Source organism: Acidovorax sp. 106, from assembly GCF_003663825.1.
In the GTDB taxonomy this organism is placed as follows: Bacteria; Pseudomonadota; Gammaproteobacteria; order Burkholderiales; family Burkholderiaceae_C; genus Acidovorax.
The window spans coordinates 2,048,760-2,064,435 of the sequence record NZ_RCCC01000001.1; the positions used below are offsets into that span (position 1 = coordinate 2,048,760).

The following is a 15,676-nucleotide window of genomic DNA, read 5'->3' on the forward strand; positions in this document are numbered from 1 at the left end:
TTCCTGCATGTGCTTTTTGTGCCCCACCCCCTTTGCCTCTAGCCCTGTGGCGCCGTCATCCCCCTGGTCGGCGCGCCGCGCCTTCTTGCTGGCGGCGGGCAGTGCGGTGGCAGCTCCCGCCCTGGCCCAGGTGGACGTGGGCAATGCCTCCACCCTGCGCAAGCTGGTGCCCGCCGAAACGCTGGAGCGCTCGGCCGCGCAGCAATACCAGCAGATGCTGGAGCAGGCCCGCGTCAAGCGCGCCCTGGCGCCGCCAGAACACCCCCAGCTGCAGCGCCTGCACGCCATCGCCAAGCGCCTCATCCCCTTTGCCATGCCCTGGAACGACCGCGCGCGCCAGTGGCGCTGGGAGGTGAACCTGATCGGCAGCCAGCAGATCAACGCCTTTTGCATGCCCGGCGGCAAAATTGCCTTCTACACAGGCATCCTCGACAAGCTGCAACTCAGCGACGACGAAGCCGCCATGATCATGGGCCACGAAATGGCCCACGCCCTGCGTGAGCACGCCCGCGAGCGGCTGGCCAAAACGCAAGCCACCAACCTGGGCGTGCGCCTGGGCGCACAGCTGCTGGGCCTGGGCGACCTGGGCAACGCTGCAGCGGGCTTGGGCGCGCAGCTGCTCACGCTCCAATTCAGCCGATCTGACGAAACCGACGCCGACCTGGTCGGGCTGGAGCTGGCCGCGCGTGCGGGCTACCGCCCCGACGCGGCGGTGAGCCTGTGGCAAAAAATGGGCAAGGCCTCAGGCAGCCAGCAGGCAGGGCTGGCGTTTTTGTCCACCCACCCCTCGGGGCCTGACCGCATCCGCGAGCTACAGCAAAACGTGCCCAAGGTGCAGGGGCTGTACCAGGCTGCGAACAAGCCGGGTTGAGGCGGGGGCGCCGCTTTTGCTTTGAGCAGGCTCTCAGCCCACGTCCACACTCACGCAGTTGCGCCCGGCGCGCTTGCTGGCATACAAAGCCCGGTCTGCGCGGGCGGTGGCGGCCTTCAGGTCCTGGGTGCCCTGCACATGGGTCACACCAAACGACAGCGTCACCTGCAGCGGCGCATTGCCTTCGCCCAGCTCCAGCGTGGTGGCCTCCACCGCCTGGCGAATGCGCTCGGCCACCTCCTGCGCTGCGCCCGCCGTGCTATGCGGCATCAGTGCCAGAAACTCCTCACCACCCCAGCGGGCCAGCAAGTCGCCTTCGCGCAGGTTGCGGCTCATGATTTGGGCCACGGCCTGCAGCACTTGGTCACCCACCGCATGGCCGTGGGTGTCGTTCACCTGCTTGAAGTGGTCCACATCGCACAGCAGCAGCGCCACCGGCTCGCGCGTGCGCTGGCACAGGGCCAGCGCGTGCTGTGCCTGGGTCTGGAAGTGACTGCGGTTGTACAGGCCCGTGAGCCCGTCCTGCGTGGCCTGCTTGAGCAGGCGGCCCTCGGCGATCAGGATGGTGCGGCGGTAGAACGCCGCCACAGAGGCTGACAAGGCAAACGCAATGCAGATGTGGATCCAGTTGACGATCTGCATGCCTTGGCCCGGTAGCGGGTCGAGCGGCCCTAGGTGGTCGCACAGCGCCCGCAGGCCCACGTAGTACGCCAACAGCGCCACCACAATCGGCACCGCATAGCGCCCCGCATTGGCAATCACGATGGCCGGGATGAACAGCAGCAGGTAGTAGTGAAAGCCGCTGTCCCAGCCAATCAGCAGCGAACCCAGGGCCGAGTGGCCGATGACCTCGGCCCAGATCAGTACCAGCCCCGGCCCATTGCGCCGTCGCTGAATGAGCGCATACGCCCCCAGGTACAGCGCAATGCTGCCCAGGTTGACCAGCGCCAGCGGCACCGAGCCCAGCCACAGGAACAGTCCGATGTAGCCCAGATCAATGCAAGCAGCCGTCAGCGCCACCCGCTGCACCATGGCCCAGAAGGCCTTGCCCGCCAGGCTGGAGCCGCGCGGGGCAACGGGACGGGGAGGCTTGTGGGGCTGCGTTGGCATGGATCAGGGCGGGCAGGGGGCTGTCAGCGCCTGCGGTGCAGGCCAAAGCCATGGGGATGGTTTACAAAGTGATACATCGTAACCAAAGCGGCGCCTGCCAGTCGTCCCAAAGAGGCAGGGGTAAGCCCGCCAGTTCTCGCCGGTGGCCTGCCCGGGCTCGGCCATAGGAACCTGTTCAAACCCCCTGGGGGATGGGCGCCAGGAACCCGTTGCGTGGTGTTTGCTATTGAATTTATAGCTGCTTGCGCTGTTCCTGAAGGCGCTAGAGGCGTATTGGGTTTGAAGCGTGCGGCGTTTGCCTAGCCCGCCCCCTGCACGGGCTGCCACAGCACCGGCACAGGGCTCTTGCGGGAGAACAGTTCCACATGCGCGTCGATGGCGAACTGCACACGGGCCAGCCGCTCAGCGTCGGTGGCGGTGCAGTCAAAGTGCAGCGCGGCGTCGTCGGCCCGCAGCACGCACAGGCCCCAGGGAAAGTGCGCTTCGCCCCGGTGGGTGTCGTAGTGCACCGTGATCTTGCGGGTGAAGTGGTAGCACAGGCGCTGCAGGTAGCGGCTGGCTTCGGGGGTGGGCACATGGCCTTGTCGTCGCAGCATGGTTCGTGGGGTGATGTGGGTGGTGACATGGGGCGCTGCCTGTTGGCTGCCACAAGTTTCAGTCGGCATCCAGGGGCAAGGCCGTGTCGGCCAGCACCAGCAGGTGGCCTTGGCTGCAGCGCTCTACGCGGGCCTGCACGCCGTAGGCCTGGCGCAGCAGATCGGGTGTGAGCACCTGGGCCGGGTCGCCCTGGGCCCGCACGGTGCCGCCGCCCAGCACCAGCACGCGCTGGCAAAAGCGCAGGGCCAGGTTCAGGTCGTGCACGGCCACCAGGCCCACGCTGCCCTGCTGCTGCACGCGCTGGCGCACGGCCTGCAGCACCTGCAGCTGCCAGCGCAAATCGAGGGCGCTGGTGGGCTCGTCCAGCAGCAACAGGCGCGGCGCGCGCACCAGCACCTGGGCCAGCCCCACCATTTGCCGCTGCCCGCCCGAGAGTTCATCGAGCCGCCGCAGTGCCAGCGCCTGCAGGCCCAGCTCGACCACCACGGCTTCGATGGCGGCCTCGCGCTGGGCGGCGCTCCAGGTGCCTCGGCTGGCGCGCAGGACGCTGTGCCAGGCCTCGTAGGCCATCAGCGACGAGCTTTGCGGCAGCGCTTGCGGCAGATAGCCCACGGTGCGCAGCCGCTCACGCGGCGCCAGTGTGGTCAGGTCGGTGCCTTCCAGCCACACGCGGCCCTGCGCAGGTCGCAGCCCGGCCACTGCCTTGAGCAGGGTGGACTTGCCCACCGCGTTCGGCCCCACCACGGCCACCAGCGTGCCTGGCGGCACGGCGGGCAGGTTCACGCCTTGCAGCACGGCGCGGCCGGGGTAGCCGGCGGCCAGTTGTTCGATGGTCAGGCCCGGGGTCATACCACCCTCCGCCCGCGCAGCACCAGCGCCATGAACAGGGGCACGCCCACCAGCGCGGTGATGATGCCAATGGGCAGCACCACGCCGGGAATCAGCGCTTTGCTGAGGATGGACGCCAGCGACAGCATGAGCGCCCCGGCCAGCGCGCTGCCGGGCAGGTAGTAGCGGTGGTCCTCACCCAGCAGCATGCGAGCCATGTGGGGCCCTACCAGGCCCACAAAACCGATGGTGCCCACGAACGACAGGGCTGTGGCGGCCAGCAGGCTCACGCGCAGCAGCGTCAGCATGCGCAGGCGCTCCACCGGCACACCGAAGCTGCGGGCCTGGTCTTCACCCGCGCGCAGTGCCGTCAGCGCCCAGGCCTGGCGGGCCGACCACAGCAGGCACAGCGCCAGCACGCTGCCCACGATGGCGATCTTGACCCAGGTGGCGCGGCCCAGGCTGCCCATGCTCCAGAACACGATCTGCTGCAGCGCATTGCTGTCGGCCAGGTACTGCAGCAGCCACAGCAGGGCCTCAAAGCTGAACAGCAGCGCAATGCCGAACAGCACCACCGTTTCCACACTCGCGCCCTGGCGCCAGGCCAGCCACTGGATGAGGCCTGTGGCGCAGGCCGCCCCGGCAAAGGCACACAGCGGCACGGCCATGTTCTCGCCCCACACAATCAGGCTCAGCCCGCCCACCACGGCGCCCGATGCCCCCACGGCCGCAGCGGCCGACACCCCCAGCGTGAAGGGGCTGGCCAGCGGGTTGTTCAGCGCGGTCTGCATCTCGCCCCCGGCCAGGCCCAGGCTGGCACCCACCAGCACGGCCATCACCGCATAGGGCAGGCGCACCTCCCACAGGATCACCTGCTGCGCAGCGGGCAGGCTTTGCGGCGCCCACAGGCCGCGCAGCACATCGGCCAAGGCAAACGTGGACGGGCCCAGCGCCACATCGACCGCCACGCTGGTGGCCAGCATGGCGGCCAACGCAGCCAAAAGCCACCAGCGCAGGCGCACCAGGCTGCGGTAGCGCTGGTGCAGCGAAGCGCGGGATTCGGGCGGTATGGCGGGGCTGGCGGGCAGCGGCTGCGGGGCAGGCTGCGCGGGCTGGCGGGCGGCAAAGGTCATTCAAACAGAGGGGGTCAACGTCATAAAAGGAACCCACGGGGCGATTGGGCCAGCGCCAGGGCGTCGATGAGTGCGGGGGCCATCACAGCGCCGTGGTCCAGCCCGGGCAGCACGCCCAGTTGCACTTGCAGCTCGGGCCAGTGCAGGGCGGTGAGTGCATCGGTCAGCTGGTGGATGTGCTCCCACATGCGCCGCTCCTGCAGCACGGCAGTGCGGGCTGCGTTGGGTGCGGCCTCGGCCCGCTCCAGCGCGCCCAGGCGCAGTTGCAACTGCGCCTGGAAGGCACGCTGCGGCGGCGCGTGGCGCTGTGCAAAGGCCTGCGCGGTTTGCATCACCTGCCCCTGGTTCCACCACACCGAAGGGCTGGCGGCAGCATAGCGGGTGAACTGCTGTGGCCGCGTGAACAGTGCATGCAGCACCAGCAGCCCGCCAAACGAATGGCCGAACAGGGTGTGCCGCTGCGGGTCGATGGCAAAGCGCTTTTGCAGATGCGGCTGCACCTGGTGCGCAATGAAGTCCAGCAACCGGTCGGCCCCACCGGCCTGTGGCGCGGGGCGCTGGCCTGGGGCGGGCGGGGTGTAGTCGCGCTGGCGTGCGGGCTGGTCGTAGGGGGCATCGCTGGGGTGGCCAAGGCCCACCACCACGGCGCTGCCCTGGTCCCCGCGCATGTCGGCGGGGCGGCCTGCGCTGTTGCGTGCCAGTTGCCCGGCCAGGGCAAAGCAGGCGTTGCCGTCCAGCACATACAGCACCGGGTGGCCGGTGGCGGGCGCAGGGCCTTGCGGGGCTTGCACCCACACGCGCCAGGTCAGGCCGCTCGCGGGGTCGGTCCAGTCGCGCTGGGTGGCGCCGGGTAGGTGGGCCGCCTGTTCAGCGCCCTGGGGTGCCGACCGCTGTGTGGGGCCAGCGCAGCCTGCTAGCCATAGGCCGGAGGCGGCCGTCGCGGCCAAGGCCGTGCGGCGAGGCATGGCGGATGGCATCACAGGCCCGTCCAGTACACGCCCTGCAGCGGGATGGGCTGGTGGCGCGCGTACAGCGCCTTCAGCGTGGCCTGCGGGTCCAGGTCGGCAAACAACTCGGGGTAGAGCCACTTGGCCATCACCTGCACCGCTACCACGTTGAACGGCGAGTTGTAGTAGTGGTGCCAGATGGCGTAAGCCCGGCCCTGCTGTACCGCCTGCAGCGCGTTGATGCCGCGCCGCTGGTTGGCCCGCGCCAGCGACTGGCGGGCGGCCTCGGGCGTGGCGTCGGCGCCCAGCACAATGCGCTGCGCCCCCTTTTGTGCATCGCCCATGTTGCCAATGCCGGTGCCTATGTAGATGCGTGGTTGCTGGGCCAGCAGCAGCTCGGGGTTGAGCGTGCCGTGCTCGCCGGGGATCAGCCCCTTGGCCACGTTTTTGCCGCCCGCAGCGTCCAGCAGCATGCCCACCAGCCCCACCATGGTGGCGCAGCATTCGTCGGCCAGGCCCACGCGGTTTTCCAGGAACACGGTGGGTGCTGGCGTGCCCGCAGGCAGTGTGCGCAGGCGCGACTGCACGCGCTCCAGCTCTGCCTTCCAGGTGGTCACAAAAGCATCTGCCTCCTTGCGCTTGCCCAGCACCTGGCCCAGCAGCTCTAGGCTGCGCGGCGTGTTGCGCAGCGGGTCGTGGCGGAAGTCGATGAACACCACGGCCACGCCAGCGGCTTCGAGCCGGGCCAGCGTCTCGCGGTGGCTCTGGCTGGGGCCGTGGCCGCTACCCAGGCCCAGGATGGCCACCTGCGGGCGCAGGGCAATGGCCTGCTCGTCGCTGAAGCTGCCGCTGCTGTTGCGGCCCACGCGGGTCACCTTGTCCAGCTGCGCAAAGCGCTGGCTCCACTGCTGGTAGCCGGGTGCGTCCAGGCTTTCGAAGTCGCCCATCATGCCCACCAGGCGGCGGGGCAGCTCGCCCTGCTCCAAGATGGCCAGGGCGGGCAGCAGGCGGCCTTCGCCCAGCAGGATGCGGTCTACCTGCGCGGGCACCGTGACGGTACGCCCCGCCAGGTCAGTGACGGTGATGGACGCTGGTGGGGCCGAGAGGGCCGGGGTGCTCCACAGCAGCGCGGCGGCACAGGCAGCGCCTGCGTAGGCAGCCAGTCGGGTCAGGAAATGCATGGGTTGGAAGGCAGGAAAGGGGGATCGATACACCTTTGATCATCTCATTATTGAGAATCATTTGTATTTATTATGTAATGTTGATAGCATTCCACGGCCGCTGGCTGGCCGTGTTTGCGCTGGCAACGAATACCTTTGTTGTATCTCCAGCACCGTCGCCAGCCGCGCCACTCCAAACCCTTCCCTTGCCCATGTCTGCCTGCCCTTCACCCATAGCCGTCAGCCCCTTGCGCGTGGCGTCAGCCGACCCCGCGTCGGATGCGATGCAGGACGCGCTGCGCAGCCACCTGGCGCGCCTGCGGGTACTGCGCCCGGGCCTGCACATGCACGCCGACGACGTGGTGGATGCGCAAGACTTCACCGCCAGTGGTGAACTGGATGCCGGGCTGCGCATCGTGGTGTTGCTGGAGGGCATGGTGGATGTGAGCTACGGCCCGCGCCGTGTGGCGTTGACATCGGGCGAAGCTGTGGCCGGGCGCACGCGCCCGGCGGGTGGGCGCGGCGCTGTCGTGCCCCGTGCCCTCATGGTGTCGGTGGCCGAGCCCGAGCGCTTTGAGCGCCGCGCCCGGCGCGGTGCCTATGCCCGGCGGGTGAGTGTGGGCGTGGGGGCCGAGTGGCTGGAGCAACTGGCCAGTGCGTCAGCCCCTGGCATGGCGGCGGTGGAGGCGTTTCGCCGCCAGCACCTGGCCATGCACCATTGGCAGCCGTCCACCCGTATCACTGCGCTGGCCGAGCAGATCACCCACGCGCCCGACCTGAGCGCGCCCCTTTTGCACCTGTACCTGGAAAGCCGCGCGCTGGAGCTAGTGAGTGAGGCCCTGGCCAGCCTGGCCCAGCATGCCCCCGGCCCGGCCCCAGCGCCCGCGCCAGCCCCAGCACCGGCCCATGCGGCGCTGCGCCTGTTGCCGCAGGAACATCGCCGCATTCAGGCGCTGCATGCCTACCTGCAGCGCGACGAGGCCATGGACGCATCGCTCGACGACCTGGCCCGCCAGGCGGGCACCAACGCCACCACCTTGCAGCGGCACTTTCGTGCGGTGTATGGCACCACCGTGTTCGACTTTGTGCGCGAAACCCGCTTGCAGCGTGCCCGTCGGTCGCTGGAGCATGATGGCCTGACCGTGGGCCAGGCGGCCCTGCTGGCGGGGTACAACAGCGCTGCCAACTTTGCCACCGCCTACCGCCGCCGCTTTGGCATGCCGCCCAAGCTGGCGCGGGCCCGGCTTTGAACAGGCACTGAGGTCGCGGCAGCGCCGCAAACATCTTTGTGGCTGCCGCAAACACGCATGGCAGCCGTGGCTGAAATTATCGAACCATTGGCCTAGTGCCCTCTTCACGGTGGGGCCCGCCGCTGCTCGCATGACCTCAACCTACCCTTCCATGACCGCTAAACACCACCCGCGCCCCTTGGCGCACGCCTTTCCATTGCACCCCGTTGCCTTGGCAAGCCTGATCGCCGTGCTGGCCATGCCGCAGGCCGCCCTGGCCCAAAGCAGCCCGTCTGCCACGGCCCCGGTCTTGCAGGAAGTGACCGTGAAATCCGCCCCCGAAACCCCCGACGCCTTGCCCGCTGCAGCCCCCGGTGGCAAGGTGGCGCGCGGTGCGCGCCTGGGTGTGCTGGGCAACGTGGGCGTGATGGACACGCCTTTCAACCAGACCGCCTACACCGCTGAGGGCATTGCCGACCAGCAGGCCCAGACCGTGGCCGCCGTGCTCAAGGGCGACCCCTCTGTGCGCATGACCACCAACGACGGCCATGTGGTCGAGAACTTCAACATCCGGGGCTTTGCCGTGGGCGCCTCATCGTTGGCCATCAATGGCATGTATGGCCTGGCGCCCGAGCAGAACACGCCCACCGAGATGTTCGAGCGCGTGGAAGTCCTCAAAGGCCCCGGCGCGATGATGATGGGCATCAACACCACGGGCGATGTGGGCGGTGCCATCAACCTCGTGCCCAAGCGTGCGGGCAAAGAAGCGCTCACGCGCATCACCACTACTTGGTCCAACAAGTCCAATGTGGGCGTGCATGCCGATGTGTCGCGCCGCTTCGGCCCCGAGCAGCGCCTGGGTGTGCGCGTGAACGGCGTGCTCTCCGGTGGCGAGACCTGGCTGGACCACCAGACCAAGCGCCGCGAGATCGGCCACCTGGCGCTCGACTACCAGGGCAGTGGCTGGAAGGCCGAGCTGGACGCGTATTCGCTCACGAACAAAGTGCGCAAGGGCTCGCCCATGCAGCCCGTCATCACGGGCTGGACCACCGTGCCCCGCGCTCCCGATGGCTCCACCAACTTCTTTTACGGCGAAGGCGTGTACAGCAACACGCAAACCCAGGGCCTCATCGCCCGGGGCGAGATGAACCTGAACAGCGGCTGGACCGCCTTTGGCGCCGTGGGCCGGGCACTGCACTCGTACGACGGCTTCATCTTCGGCACCCGCCCCGTGTGGACGGCGGCCAATGCCGCCACGGGCAATGCCACCGGCACTGCCTACAACTCCTGGGGCGCTTACCAGACCACGGCCGCCGAGGCGGGCGTGCGCGGCCAGTTTGCGACGGGCAGCGTGGCGCACCGTCTGACGCTGGCGGCCAACGTGCTGCAGTACGAAGGGGGTAGCCGCAATAACGGCACCGCTGCCATCAACAGCAACCTCTTCAACCCCACGCCCATCACCATGCCTGCGGGCGCGGCAGCGTCCACCTTCAAAAAGCTCAATGACGATGTGATGACCGCCCTGAGCGCGGTGGATACGCTGGCCATGCTGGACGACAAGCTGCAGCTCACCCTGGGCCTGCGCGCCCAGCAGGTGCACCAGAAGCTGGCCAACTACCAGGAGACCGCAGTGACCCCTCTGGTGGGCGTGGTGGCCAAGCCCTGGGGAGAACAGGTGTCGTTCTACGGCAACTACGTGGAAGGCCTGAGCGCGGGCACCACGGTGCAGACGCCTTACGCCAACGCAGGCGAAACCTTCAAGCCCTACCAATCCAAGCAAATGGAAGTGGGCGTGAAGTGGCAGACCGGTGACATCACGCAAACGGTGAGCCTGTTCCAGATCACCAAGCCTGCCCTCATCGAGACCAACAACCGCCAGGTGCTCGATGGCGAGCAACGCAACCGGGGCGTGGAGTGGAACGTGTTTGGCCAGCTCACCCGCAGCCTCTCGCTGCTGGGCGGGGTGGCCTACACCGAGGCCGAGCAGACCCAAACCAACAAAGGCCTGAACCAGGGCCGCGACCAGCTGGGCGTGCCCAAGCTCACACTGAACCTGGGGGCGGACTGGCAGGTGCCCGGCGTACAAGGCCTGTCATTGAATGGCCGTGTCAACCACACGGGCGCGCAATGGCTCACCGGCGACAACAGCGTCAAGCTGCCCGCCTGGACCACGCTGGATGCCGGTGCCCGCTACGCCACCCGCTGGGGCAGCCAGCCCGTGGTGCTGCGTGCCAGTGTCACCAACCTCACCAACCGCGCCTACTTCGAAAGCATCTGGGGCGCAGGCCGGGTGAATGTGGGCGCACCGCGTGCGGTTCGGGTGTCGGCGGCGTTTGATTTCTGATGGGTAAACCCCCAGACTGCCATAGCACCCGCTGACTGCGGGTTGCATACCAACGAAGCGGCGTGTGTCCTGGTGGGCTCGCCGCTTTTTCTTTGGGTTGTGAGTGAAAACAGGATCTGGCGCCGTGGAATAAGCGCAAGTAGCTATAAAAATAATAGCAAACGAGCTGTGCGCCTGCGATGGTTGTGCACCGTTGCAGACATGCGCAGGCCGCTAGCGGCTCCCGCTGGCCAGGCCCAGAAGCCAGGCCCAGAAGCCAGGCCTGGGCCTCCGAGGCTTCCAGCCCACCCGCAATCGTCTGCGCCAGCACCTCTGCGCTGGCCCGCAGGGCTGTGGCCTCATCCTCCGCCAGCGGCGGTAGGTAGGGCTTGGAAGCGCCCGTGTGGCCGATCACATGTGGCAGGGACACGCAGGTGCGTTACACGCCCAGCAGCTCGGGCAGGTAGGTGGAGACGGTGAACACGCTGCGCTCGTCGTCCGCAATGGCGCGCTGCAGGGCGACGCTGGCCAAGTCCCTTGCGCGCAGAACTTGCCCAGCGTCACCCCGGGCTTGCGACTGCCTAGGCCGCGCGGTTCTGTGGTTTGATGCGGAACCAGATCGAATACATCGCGGGCAGGAACACCAGCGTCAGGACGGTGCCTGCCAAGGTGCCGCCGATGAGTGTGTAAGCCAGGGTCCCCCAGAACACGGAATGGGTCAGTGGAATGAAGGCCAGGATTGCCGCCAAGGCGGTCAGGATGACAGGTCGCGCACGTTGCACGGTGGCTTCCACGACGGCATGGAATGGATCCAAGCCTTCCTGCTCGTTGTGCTGGATTTGCCCGATCAATATCAAGGTGTTGCGCATCAGAATGCCCGACAGAGCGATCAGGCCGACCAATGCGTTGATGCCGAACGGTTGCTGAAACAGGATCAGTGTGGGCACCACCCCGATCAGCCCCAGAGGACTGGTCAGGAACACCATCACCATGGCCGACATGGAGCGCACCTGCAAGATTATGATGATCAGCGTGATCGCCACCATGATCGGAAACAGCGGTGCCATGGCCGTCATCGCCTTGCCTGATTCTTCAATGGCACCGGCTTGGTCAATGCGATAGCCATGCGGCAGCGAGTCTTTGATCGGCTGAAGTTGTTTGGAGATGGCGGCAGACACGTCAGGCGGCTGAAGCTCCTCAGCGATGTCACCCCGCACGGTGATGGTGGGCATGCGATCACGGCGGCGCATGAGGGGTTCCTCCATTCGCACGTTGACCTCGCCCACTTGCGACAGCGGAATGCGCTGACCGTTGGCGGTGGTAAGCGTGAAGTCTCCCACCTTGGCCAGATCGAGCCTGGTGTTTCCGGCCGACCGTGCCGTCACCTGCACCGTGCGGATATCTTCGCGAACGGTTGTTACCGGCACACCGCTCAACAGGAACTGAAGTTGCTGCGCCACGCCGGCGGATGTCAGTCCGACCGCCTGCAAACGATCCTGCTGCAAGGTGAAATGCATCACCGGACTGCGCACGCCCCAATCGGAGTTCACCGTGCGCATCAGGGGGCTTGCCTGCATCACCTGCTGCACTTGGCCTGCAATCTCTCGCAGCTTGTCTGGGTCGGGGCCTGAGACGCGGTATGCCACAGGGTACGGCGAGTACGGCCCAAAGACGAGCTGGGTAACGCGCAGTTTTGCTTCTGGGGCCAGGCCCTGTGCGATGGCTTCACGCAGCCGCATCTTGAGCGCTTCCCGCTCTTCTTGGTTGTCGGTGCGCACCACAATCTTGGCGAACGAAGGGTCTGGCAATTCGGGCGATATGGCCAGATAGAACCGAGGCGCACCCTGGCCTATGTATGCGGTGACGATCTTCGATTCGGCCTGCTTCGCCAGCCAGGCTTCTACCTTCTGCGCTGTGGCACTGGTTCGATCAATGGACGTTCCGTAGGGCATCTGCACTTCGACCAGGACCTCTGGGCGATCGGAGATCGGGAAGAACTGCTTCTTCACAATCGCCATCCCCAGGACGGCCGCAACCATCAGGCCCACCACCGCAGCGGCAACCATCCATTTGCGGGCGATGATGGTCCCCAGCATGGTCCGAAAGCGCTCGTAACGCGGCGTACCGTACATCGCTGCATGGCCCCCTTCGACCTTCTTCAGGTCGGGCAGCATCTTGACCCCCAGGTAGGGCGTGAAAACGACGGCAACCACCCAGGAGACGATGAGTGCGATGCCCACGATCCAGAACATATTGCTGGTGTATTCGCCTGCCGTAGAGCGTGCAAAGCCGTTGGGCATGAAGCCGACTGCGGTCACCAGCGTTCCCGAGAGCATCGGGGCGGCGGTGTGGCTCCAGGCGTAGGCAGAGGCGGTGACACGGTCGTAGCCTTCCTCCATCTTCACCACCATCATCTCGATGGCGATGATGGCGTCGTCCACCAGCAAGCCCAGCGCCAGGATCAGAGACCCGAGCGTTATGCGATCAAAGTTCTTGCCTGTGGCCGCCATGATCACGAACACTGCGGCCAGCGTGAGTGGCACTGCAGCCGCCACCACCACGCCCACGCGCCAGCCCATGCTGACAAAGCACACCACCAGCACAACCATCAGCGCGGCAAAAAACTTCACCATGAACTCATCGACGGACGCACTGATGTTCACGGACTGGTCCGTCACCTTGGTCAGCCCCATGCCCAGCGGCATGTCGGCATTGATGGCGCCCACTTCGCTATCGAGTGCTTTGCCCAGATCGAGTCCGTTCCAGCCATCGCGCATGATCACCCCAAGCAGCAAGGCGGGCTCTCCGCCGTTGCGGATGATGAAGGTGGACGGGTCTTCGTAGCCGCGTTTGACCGTGGCGATGTCGGACAGCTTCAACGTCCGCCCCTGTGCCACGATGGGGGTGTTGCGAATCTTCTGGAGTTCGTCAAACGCCCCATCGATGCGGATGAAGACCTGAGGGCCGTCGGTCTCGACGGAGCCAGCGGGTGTCAAGGAGTTTTGGTTGTTCAAGGCCGTGAACACATCCTGTGGGCTGATCCCCAGCGTGGCCAGGCGCTCGTGCGAGAACTCCACATAAATCCGCTCGGACTGTTCGCCAACGATGTTGACCTTCTTCACGCCTGGTACGTGCAAGAGGCGTTGGCGAAGCTCCTCCGCATCGCGCACGAGCACGCGCTGTTGCTCGCCGTGTGCCTTGAGTGCATAGAGCGCGAAGGTAACGTCCGCGTACTCGTCGTTCACCATGGGGCCCATCACGCCAGCGGGGAGGTTTCTCGCCTCGTCGCCGAGCTTCTTGCGAGCCTGGTAGAACTCACCCTGCACCTCCGCGGGTGGGGTGGAGTCGAGCAGCGTGAGCGTGGTGAACGCCAGGCCGGGCCGCACGAATGTCTCGGTCCTGTCGTACCAGCGCAGCTCTTGCAGGCGCTTTTCGAGCTTTTCTGCGACCTGGTCCTGCATTTCCTGGGCGGTGGCACCCGGCCATGCCGTGACGATGGTCATCACCTTGACGGTGAACGCGGGGTCTTCAGCGCGGCCGAGTTTCAGGAACGAGATCACTCCCGCGAGGGAGATGAGAATGATCAAAAACAGGGTGATCGAGCGCTCGCGAACTGCGAGTGCAGAGAGGTTGAAGCGGCCTTCACTCACGGATGGCTCCCTTGGAGGCAGAAGCCGAGGCCGCCTGCGTGGCGACGCGGACCTGTGCGCCTTCGCTCAGTAGATGCGCACCCAGCGCCACGATGGTGTCGCCGGGTTGCAGTGCCCCCGTGACATGGGCTTTGTCATCTTCCACGCGAGTGATGGCGACGGTTTGGCGGTTGACTTGTTGGCCTTTCACTACCCAGACGGCAGGACCTTTGCCATCGTCGAGGATGGCGCCCAGGGGCACCTGGAACGTTGCGCTGGCGGGTTGCGGCTTGCCGTCCATCTTGAGCGTGACGGTGGTTCCCAGGGGGGCATGGGCCAGGCTGCCTTCGAGCACGTACCGCGCCTCGAAGGTGCGGGTGACCTTGTCGGCCACATCGGAAAGCTGCCGTAGTTTGGCTTGGGCGGGAGTCCCTTCCTTGCCGAACATCGTGGCCTCGGCAACCGAGCCCAGTGCGGGGCGCACCGTTTCGGGCAGCTGAATCACCGCCTCCCGCTTGCCGGCGTGTGCAATGCGCACCGCCACTTGGCCCGCCGCGACCACCTGGCCAGGCTCCACAAGGGTCTCCATGACCACGCCATCTGCATCCGCGACGAGTTGGGCGTACTGGCTGGCGTTGTGGGCCACGTCGGCCTGGGCTCGTGCTGCGCGCAGTTGCGCCTTGGCGGCATCGGCGGCGGCCTTCACTTGGTCATAGGCCGATGCCGAGATGGCACCCGTGCCGCGCAGATCGCGGTAGCGTGCTTCTTCATCGATGGCCTGCTGGGCACGCGCTTTGGCAGCCTCGACGGCATCGTCCTGGGCCTGCGCCGCAAGCTTCAGGTCCGCCGGGTCTATGCGCAGCAGGGGTTGGCCGCGCTTGACCTGTTGCCCGGTGTCTACCAAGCGTTCAAGGACTTTGCCAGGGACGCGGAAGCCGAGATCGCTTTGAACCCGCGCGGCGATGGTGCCAGTGAATGCCCTTTGGGCAGACGCGCTCGAGGCCACAGCGATCGTTCTGACGAGCGGCGCCTGAGTGCGCGGGTCTGGTGGTGTGGTTTGCCCACACGCAATCAGCGCAAATGGCAGCGTGCAGAGGGCGGCGATAGACAGATGGCGGTGCCGAAGCATGGGGAGTCCCGGTGAGTGAGCAGGACTCTATTTTGTGATTTGTGACCAATTATGTCAATGGTCACAACAAAAACTCAGGGTGACAGGCTGCGCAGCACCAGGCTGCTCAGCTGTGCTGGAGCTTGCTCTGCTTGCTCAAGACTGTGCTGCAGCAACAAAGGATTGAAGTAAGGGCGCATGATCAGAAAGATGGCAGCGCCCGCTTCATCCAGGGGTGTCTTTCTCTCGAAGTCGCCGCTTTGTCGGCCAGCTTCCAGGATGTCCAGCAGCAACTGGTAGATGCGCTTTTCATAGGCTATTGCCGCCTGCCAACGCTCCGAAGACGCAGACGTCGCAATCTCATACAGCTTCCGGTCTTCTGAGAAGAGGCGCAGCGTTGTGGTCACTATGGCCTTGAACAAGCGGCGCAGCTTTTCTGGGGGGTGCTCTGCATCCGCGACGGTCTGGCGTATCTCGGTCTCCATCTCCATCAGGCAGTTCGAGCAAATCATCTCTCCGATGACTTGCTTGGATTCGAAGAACTTGTAGATGTACGCCTTGGAAAAACCAATGGCCTTGGCCAGATCGGACACCGTGGTTTTTTCGTAGCCATATCGGCTGAAGTGCTCTTTGGCCGCACTCACGATCTGCTCGCGCACATCGTGTTCGACGGGGCCGCGCGCCGAAACAGGGTAGACGGTGGAGGTGCTCATAGGCCGAAGCTTACTCTAATGAAAAAAT

General features: G+C 66.1%; 12 protein-coding genes. 3 read left to right on the forward strand and 9 right to left on the reverse strand.

Features of this window, described 5'->3' with window-relative positions:
• The first annotated feature begins 7 nt into the window (after positions 1-7).
• The gene (locus C8C98_RS09090; protein WP_121454009.1) at positions 8-871 is read left to right on the forward strand and encodes a M48 family metallopeptidase; all 864 of its coding nucleotides are present in this window, start codon (positions 8-10) and stop codon (positions 869-871) included.
• Positions 872-904: 33 nt separating this feature from the next.
• Here C8C98_RS09090 and C8C98_RS09095 read toward each other — a convergent pair whose 3' ends face one another.
• From C8C98_RS09095 to C8C98_RS09120, 6 genes are all read right to left on the reverse strand, one after another.
• Positions 905-1,981 carry a diguanylate cyclase gene (locus C8C98_RS09095; protein WP_121454010.1) on the reverse strand — a complete coding sequence of 359 codons (1,077 nt, stop codon included), beginning with the start codon at positions 1,979-1,981 and terminating at the stop codon, positions 905-907.
• A gap of 299 nt (positions 1,982-2,280) precedes the next feature.
• On the reverse strand, positions 2,281-2,577 hold the full coding sequence (locus C8C98_RS09100) for a DUF2218 domain-containing protein (RefSeq protein WP_121456160.1): 297 nt from the start codon (positions 2,575-2,577) through the stop codon (positions 2,281-2,283).
• A 58-nt stretch (positions 2,578-2,635) separates the two neighbouring features.
• Entirely contained in the window at positions 2,636-3,427 is a 792-nt protein-coding gene (locus tag C8C98_RS09105; RefSeq protein ID WP_121454011.1) for an ABC transporter ATP-binding protein, read from the reverse strand.
• A complete protein-coding gene (locus tag C8C98_RS09110) occupies positions 3,424-4,539 on the reverse strand; it encodes an iron ABC transporter permease (protein WP_121454012.1) in 1,116 nt (371 codons plus the stop codon). Before C8C98_RS09110 ends, C8C98_RS09105 begins: the two co-directional genes overlap by 4 nt.
• 20 nt (positions 4,540-4,559) lie before the next feature.
• A complete protein-coding gene (locus C8C98_RS09115) occupies positions 4,560-5,516 on the reverse strand; it encodes an alpha/beta hydrolase (RefSeq protein WP_121454013.1) in 957 nt (318 codons plus the stop codon).
• Positions 5,516-6,667, reverse strand: a complete 1,152-nt coding sequence (locus C8C98_RS09120) for an ABC transporter substrate-binding protein (protein WP_121454014.1) — start codon at positions 6,665-6,667, stop codon at positions 5,516-5,518. Before C8C98_RS09120 ends, C8C98_RS09115 begins: the two co-directional genes overlap by 1 nt.
• Positions 6,668-6,858: 191 nt before the next feature.
• Here C8C98_RS09120 and C8C98_RS09125 point away from each other — a divergent pair, with 191 nt between their 5' ends.
• Both C8C98_RS09125 and C8C98_RS09130 read left to right on the forward strand, forming a co-directional pair.
• Positions 6,859-7,896 (forward strand): helix-turn-helix transcriptional regulator, encoded by a 1,038-nt coding sequence (locus C8C98_RS09125; protein ID WP_233574501.1) that lies wholly within the window; start codon positions 6,859-6,861, stop codon positions 7,894-7,896.
• A 151-nt stretch (positions 7,897-8,047) separates the two neighbouring features.
• Positions 8,048-10,219, forward strand: a complete 2,172-nt coding sequence (locus C8C98_RS09130; protein ID WP_121456161.1) for a TonB-dependent siderophore receptor — start codon at positions 8,048-8,050, stop codon at positions 10,217-10,219.
• Between the two features lie 560 nt (positions 10,220-10,779).
• On the opposite strand, the gene C8C98_RS09135 is transcribed toward C8C98_RS09130, so the two are convergent.
• From C8C98_RS09135 to C8C98_RS09145, 3 genes are all read right to left on the reverse strand, one after another.
• Entirely contained in the window at positions 10,780-13,848 is a 3,069-nt protein-coding gene (locus C8C98_RS09135; protein ID WP_121454016.1) for an efflux RND transporter permease subunit, read from the reverse strand.
• Positions 13,841-14,956, reverse strand: a complete 1,116-nt coding sequence (locus tag C8C98_RS09140) for an efflux RND transporter periplasmic adaptor subunit (RefSeq protein WP_121454017.1) — start codon at positions 14,954-14,956, stop codon at positions 13,841-13,843. Before C8C98_RS09140 ends, C8C98_RS09135 begins: the two co-directional genes overlap by 8 nt.
• 74 nt (positions 14,957-15,030) lie before the next feature.
• Positions 15,031-15,648 carry a TetR/AcrR family transcriptional regulator gene (locus C8C98_RS09145; RefSeq protein ID WP_121454018.1) on the reverse strand — a complete coding sequence of 206 codons (618 nt, stop codon included), beginning with the start codon at positions 15,646-15,648 and terminating at the stop codon, positions 15,031-15,033.
• Positions 15,649-15,676 lie beyond the last annotated feature (28 nt).

Bases quoted from the DNA above. Each gene is read 5' to 3' on its own strand.
- C8C98_RS09125 (WP_233574501.1), top strand. From the start codon at position 6,859: ATGTCTGCCTGCCCTTCACCCATAGCCGTCAGCCCCTTGCGCGTGGCG.
- C8C98_RS09140 (WP_121454017.1), bottom strand. From the start codon at position 14,956: ATGCTTCGGCACCGCCATCTGTCTATCGCCGCCCTCTGCACGCTGCCA.
- C8C98_RS09120 (WP_121454014.1), bottom strand. From the start codon at position 6,667: ATGCATTTCCTGACCCGACTGGCTGCCTACGCAGGCGCTGCCTGTGCC.
- C8C98_RS09145 (WP_121454018.1), bottom strand. From the start codon at position 15,648: ATGAGCACCTCCACCGTCTACCCTGTTTCGGCGCGCGGCCCCGTCGAA.
- C8C98_RS09100 (WP_121456160.1), bottom strand. From the start codon at position 2,577: ATGCTGCGACGACAAGGCCATGTGCCCACCCCCGAAGCCAGCCGCTAC.
- C8C98_RS09105 (WP_121454011.1), bottom strand. From the start codon at position 3,427: ATGACCCCGGGCCTGACCATCGAACAACTGGCCGCCGGCTACCCCGGC.
- C8C98_RS09090 (WP_121454009.1), top strand. From the start codon at position 8: ATGTGCTTTTTGTGCCCCACCCCCTTTGCCTCTAGCCCTGTGGCGCCG.
- C8C98_RS09110 (WP_121454012.1), bottom strand. From the start codon at position 4,539: ATGACCTTTGCCGCCCGCCAGCCCGCGCAGCCTGCCCCGCAGCCGCTG.
- C8C98_RS09130 (WP_121456161.1), top strand. From the start codon at position 8,048: ATGACCGCTAAACACCACCCGCGCCCCTTGGCGCACGCCTTTCCATTG.
- C8C98_RS09115 (WP_121454013.1), bottom strand. From the start codon at position 5,516: ATGCCATCCGCCATGCCTCGCCGCACGGCCTTGGCCGCGACGGCCGCC.
- C8C98_RS09095 (WP_121454010.1), bottom strand. From the start codon at position 1,981: ATGCCAACGCAGCCCCACAAGCCTCCCCGTCCCGTTGCCCCGCGCGGC.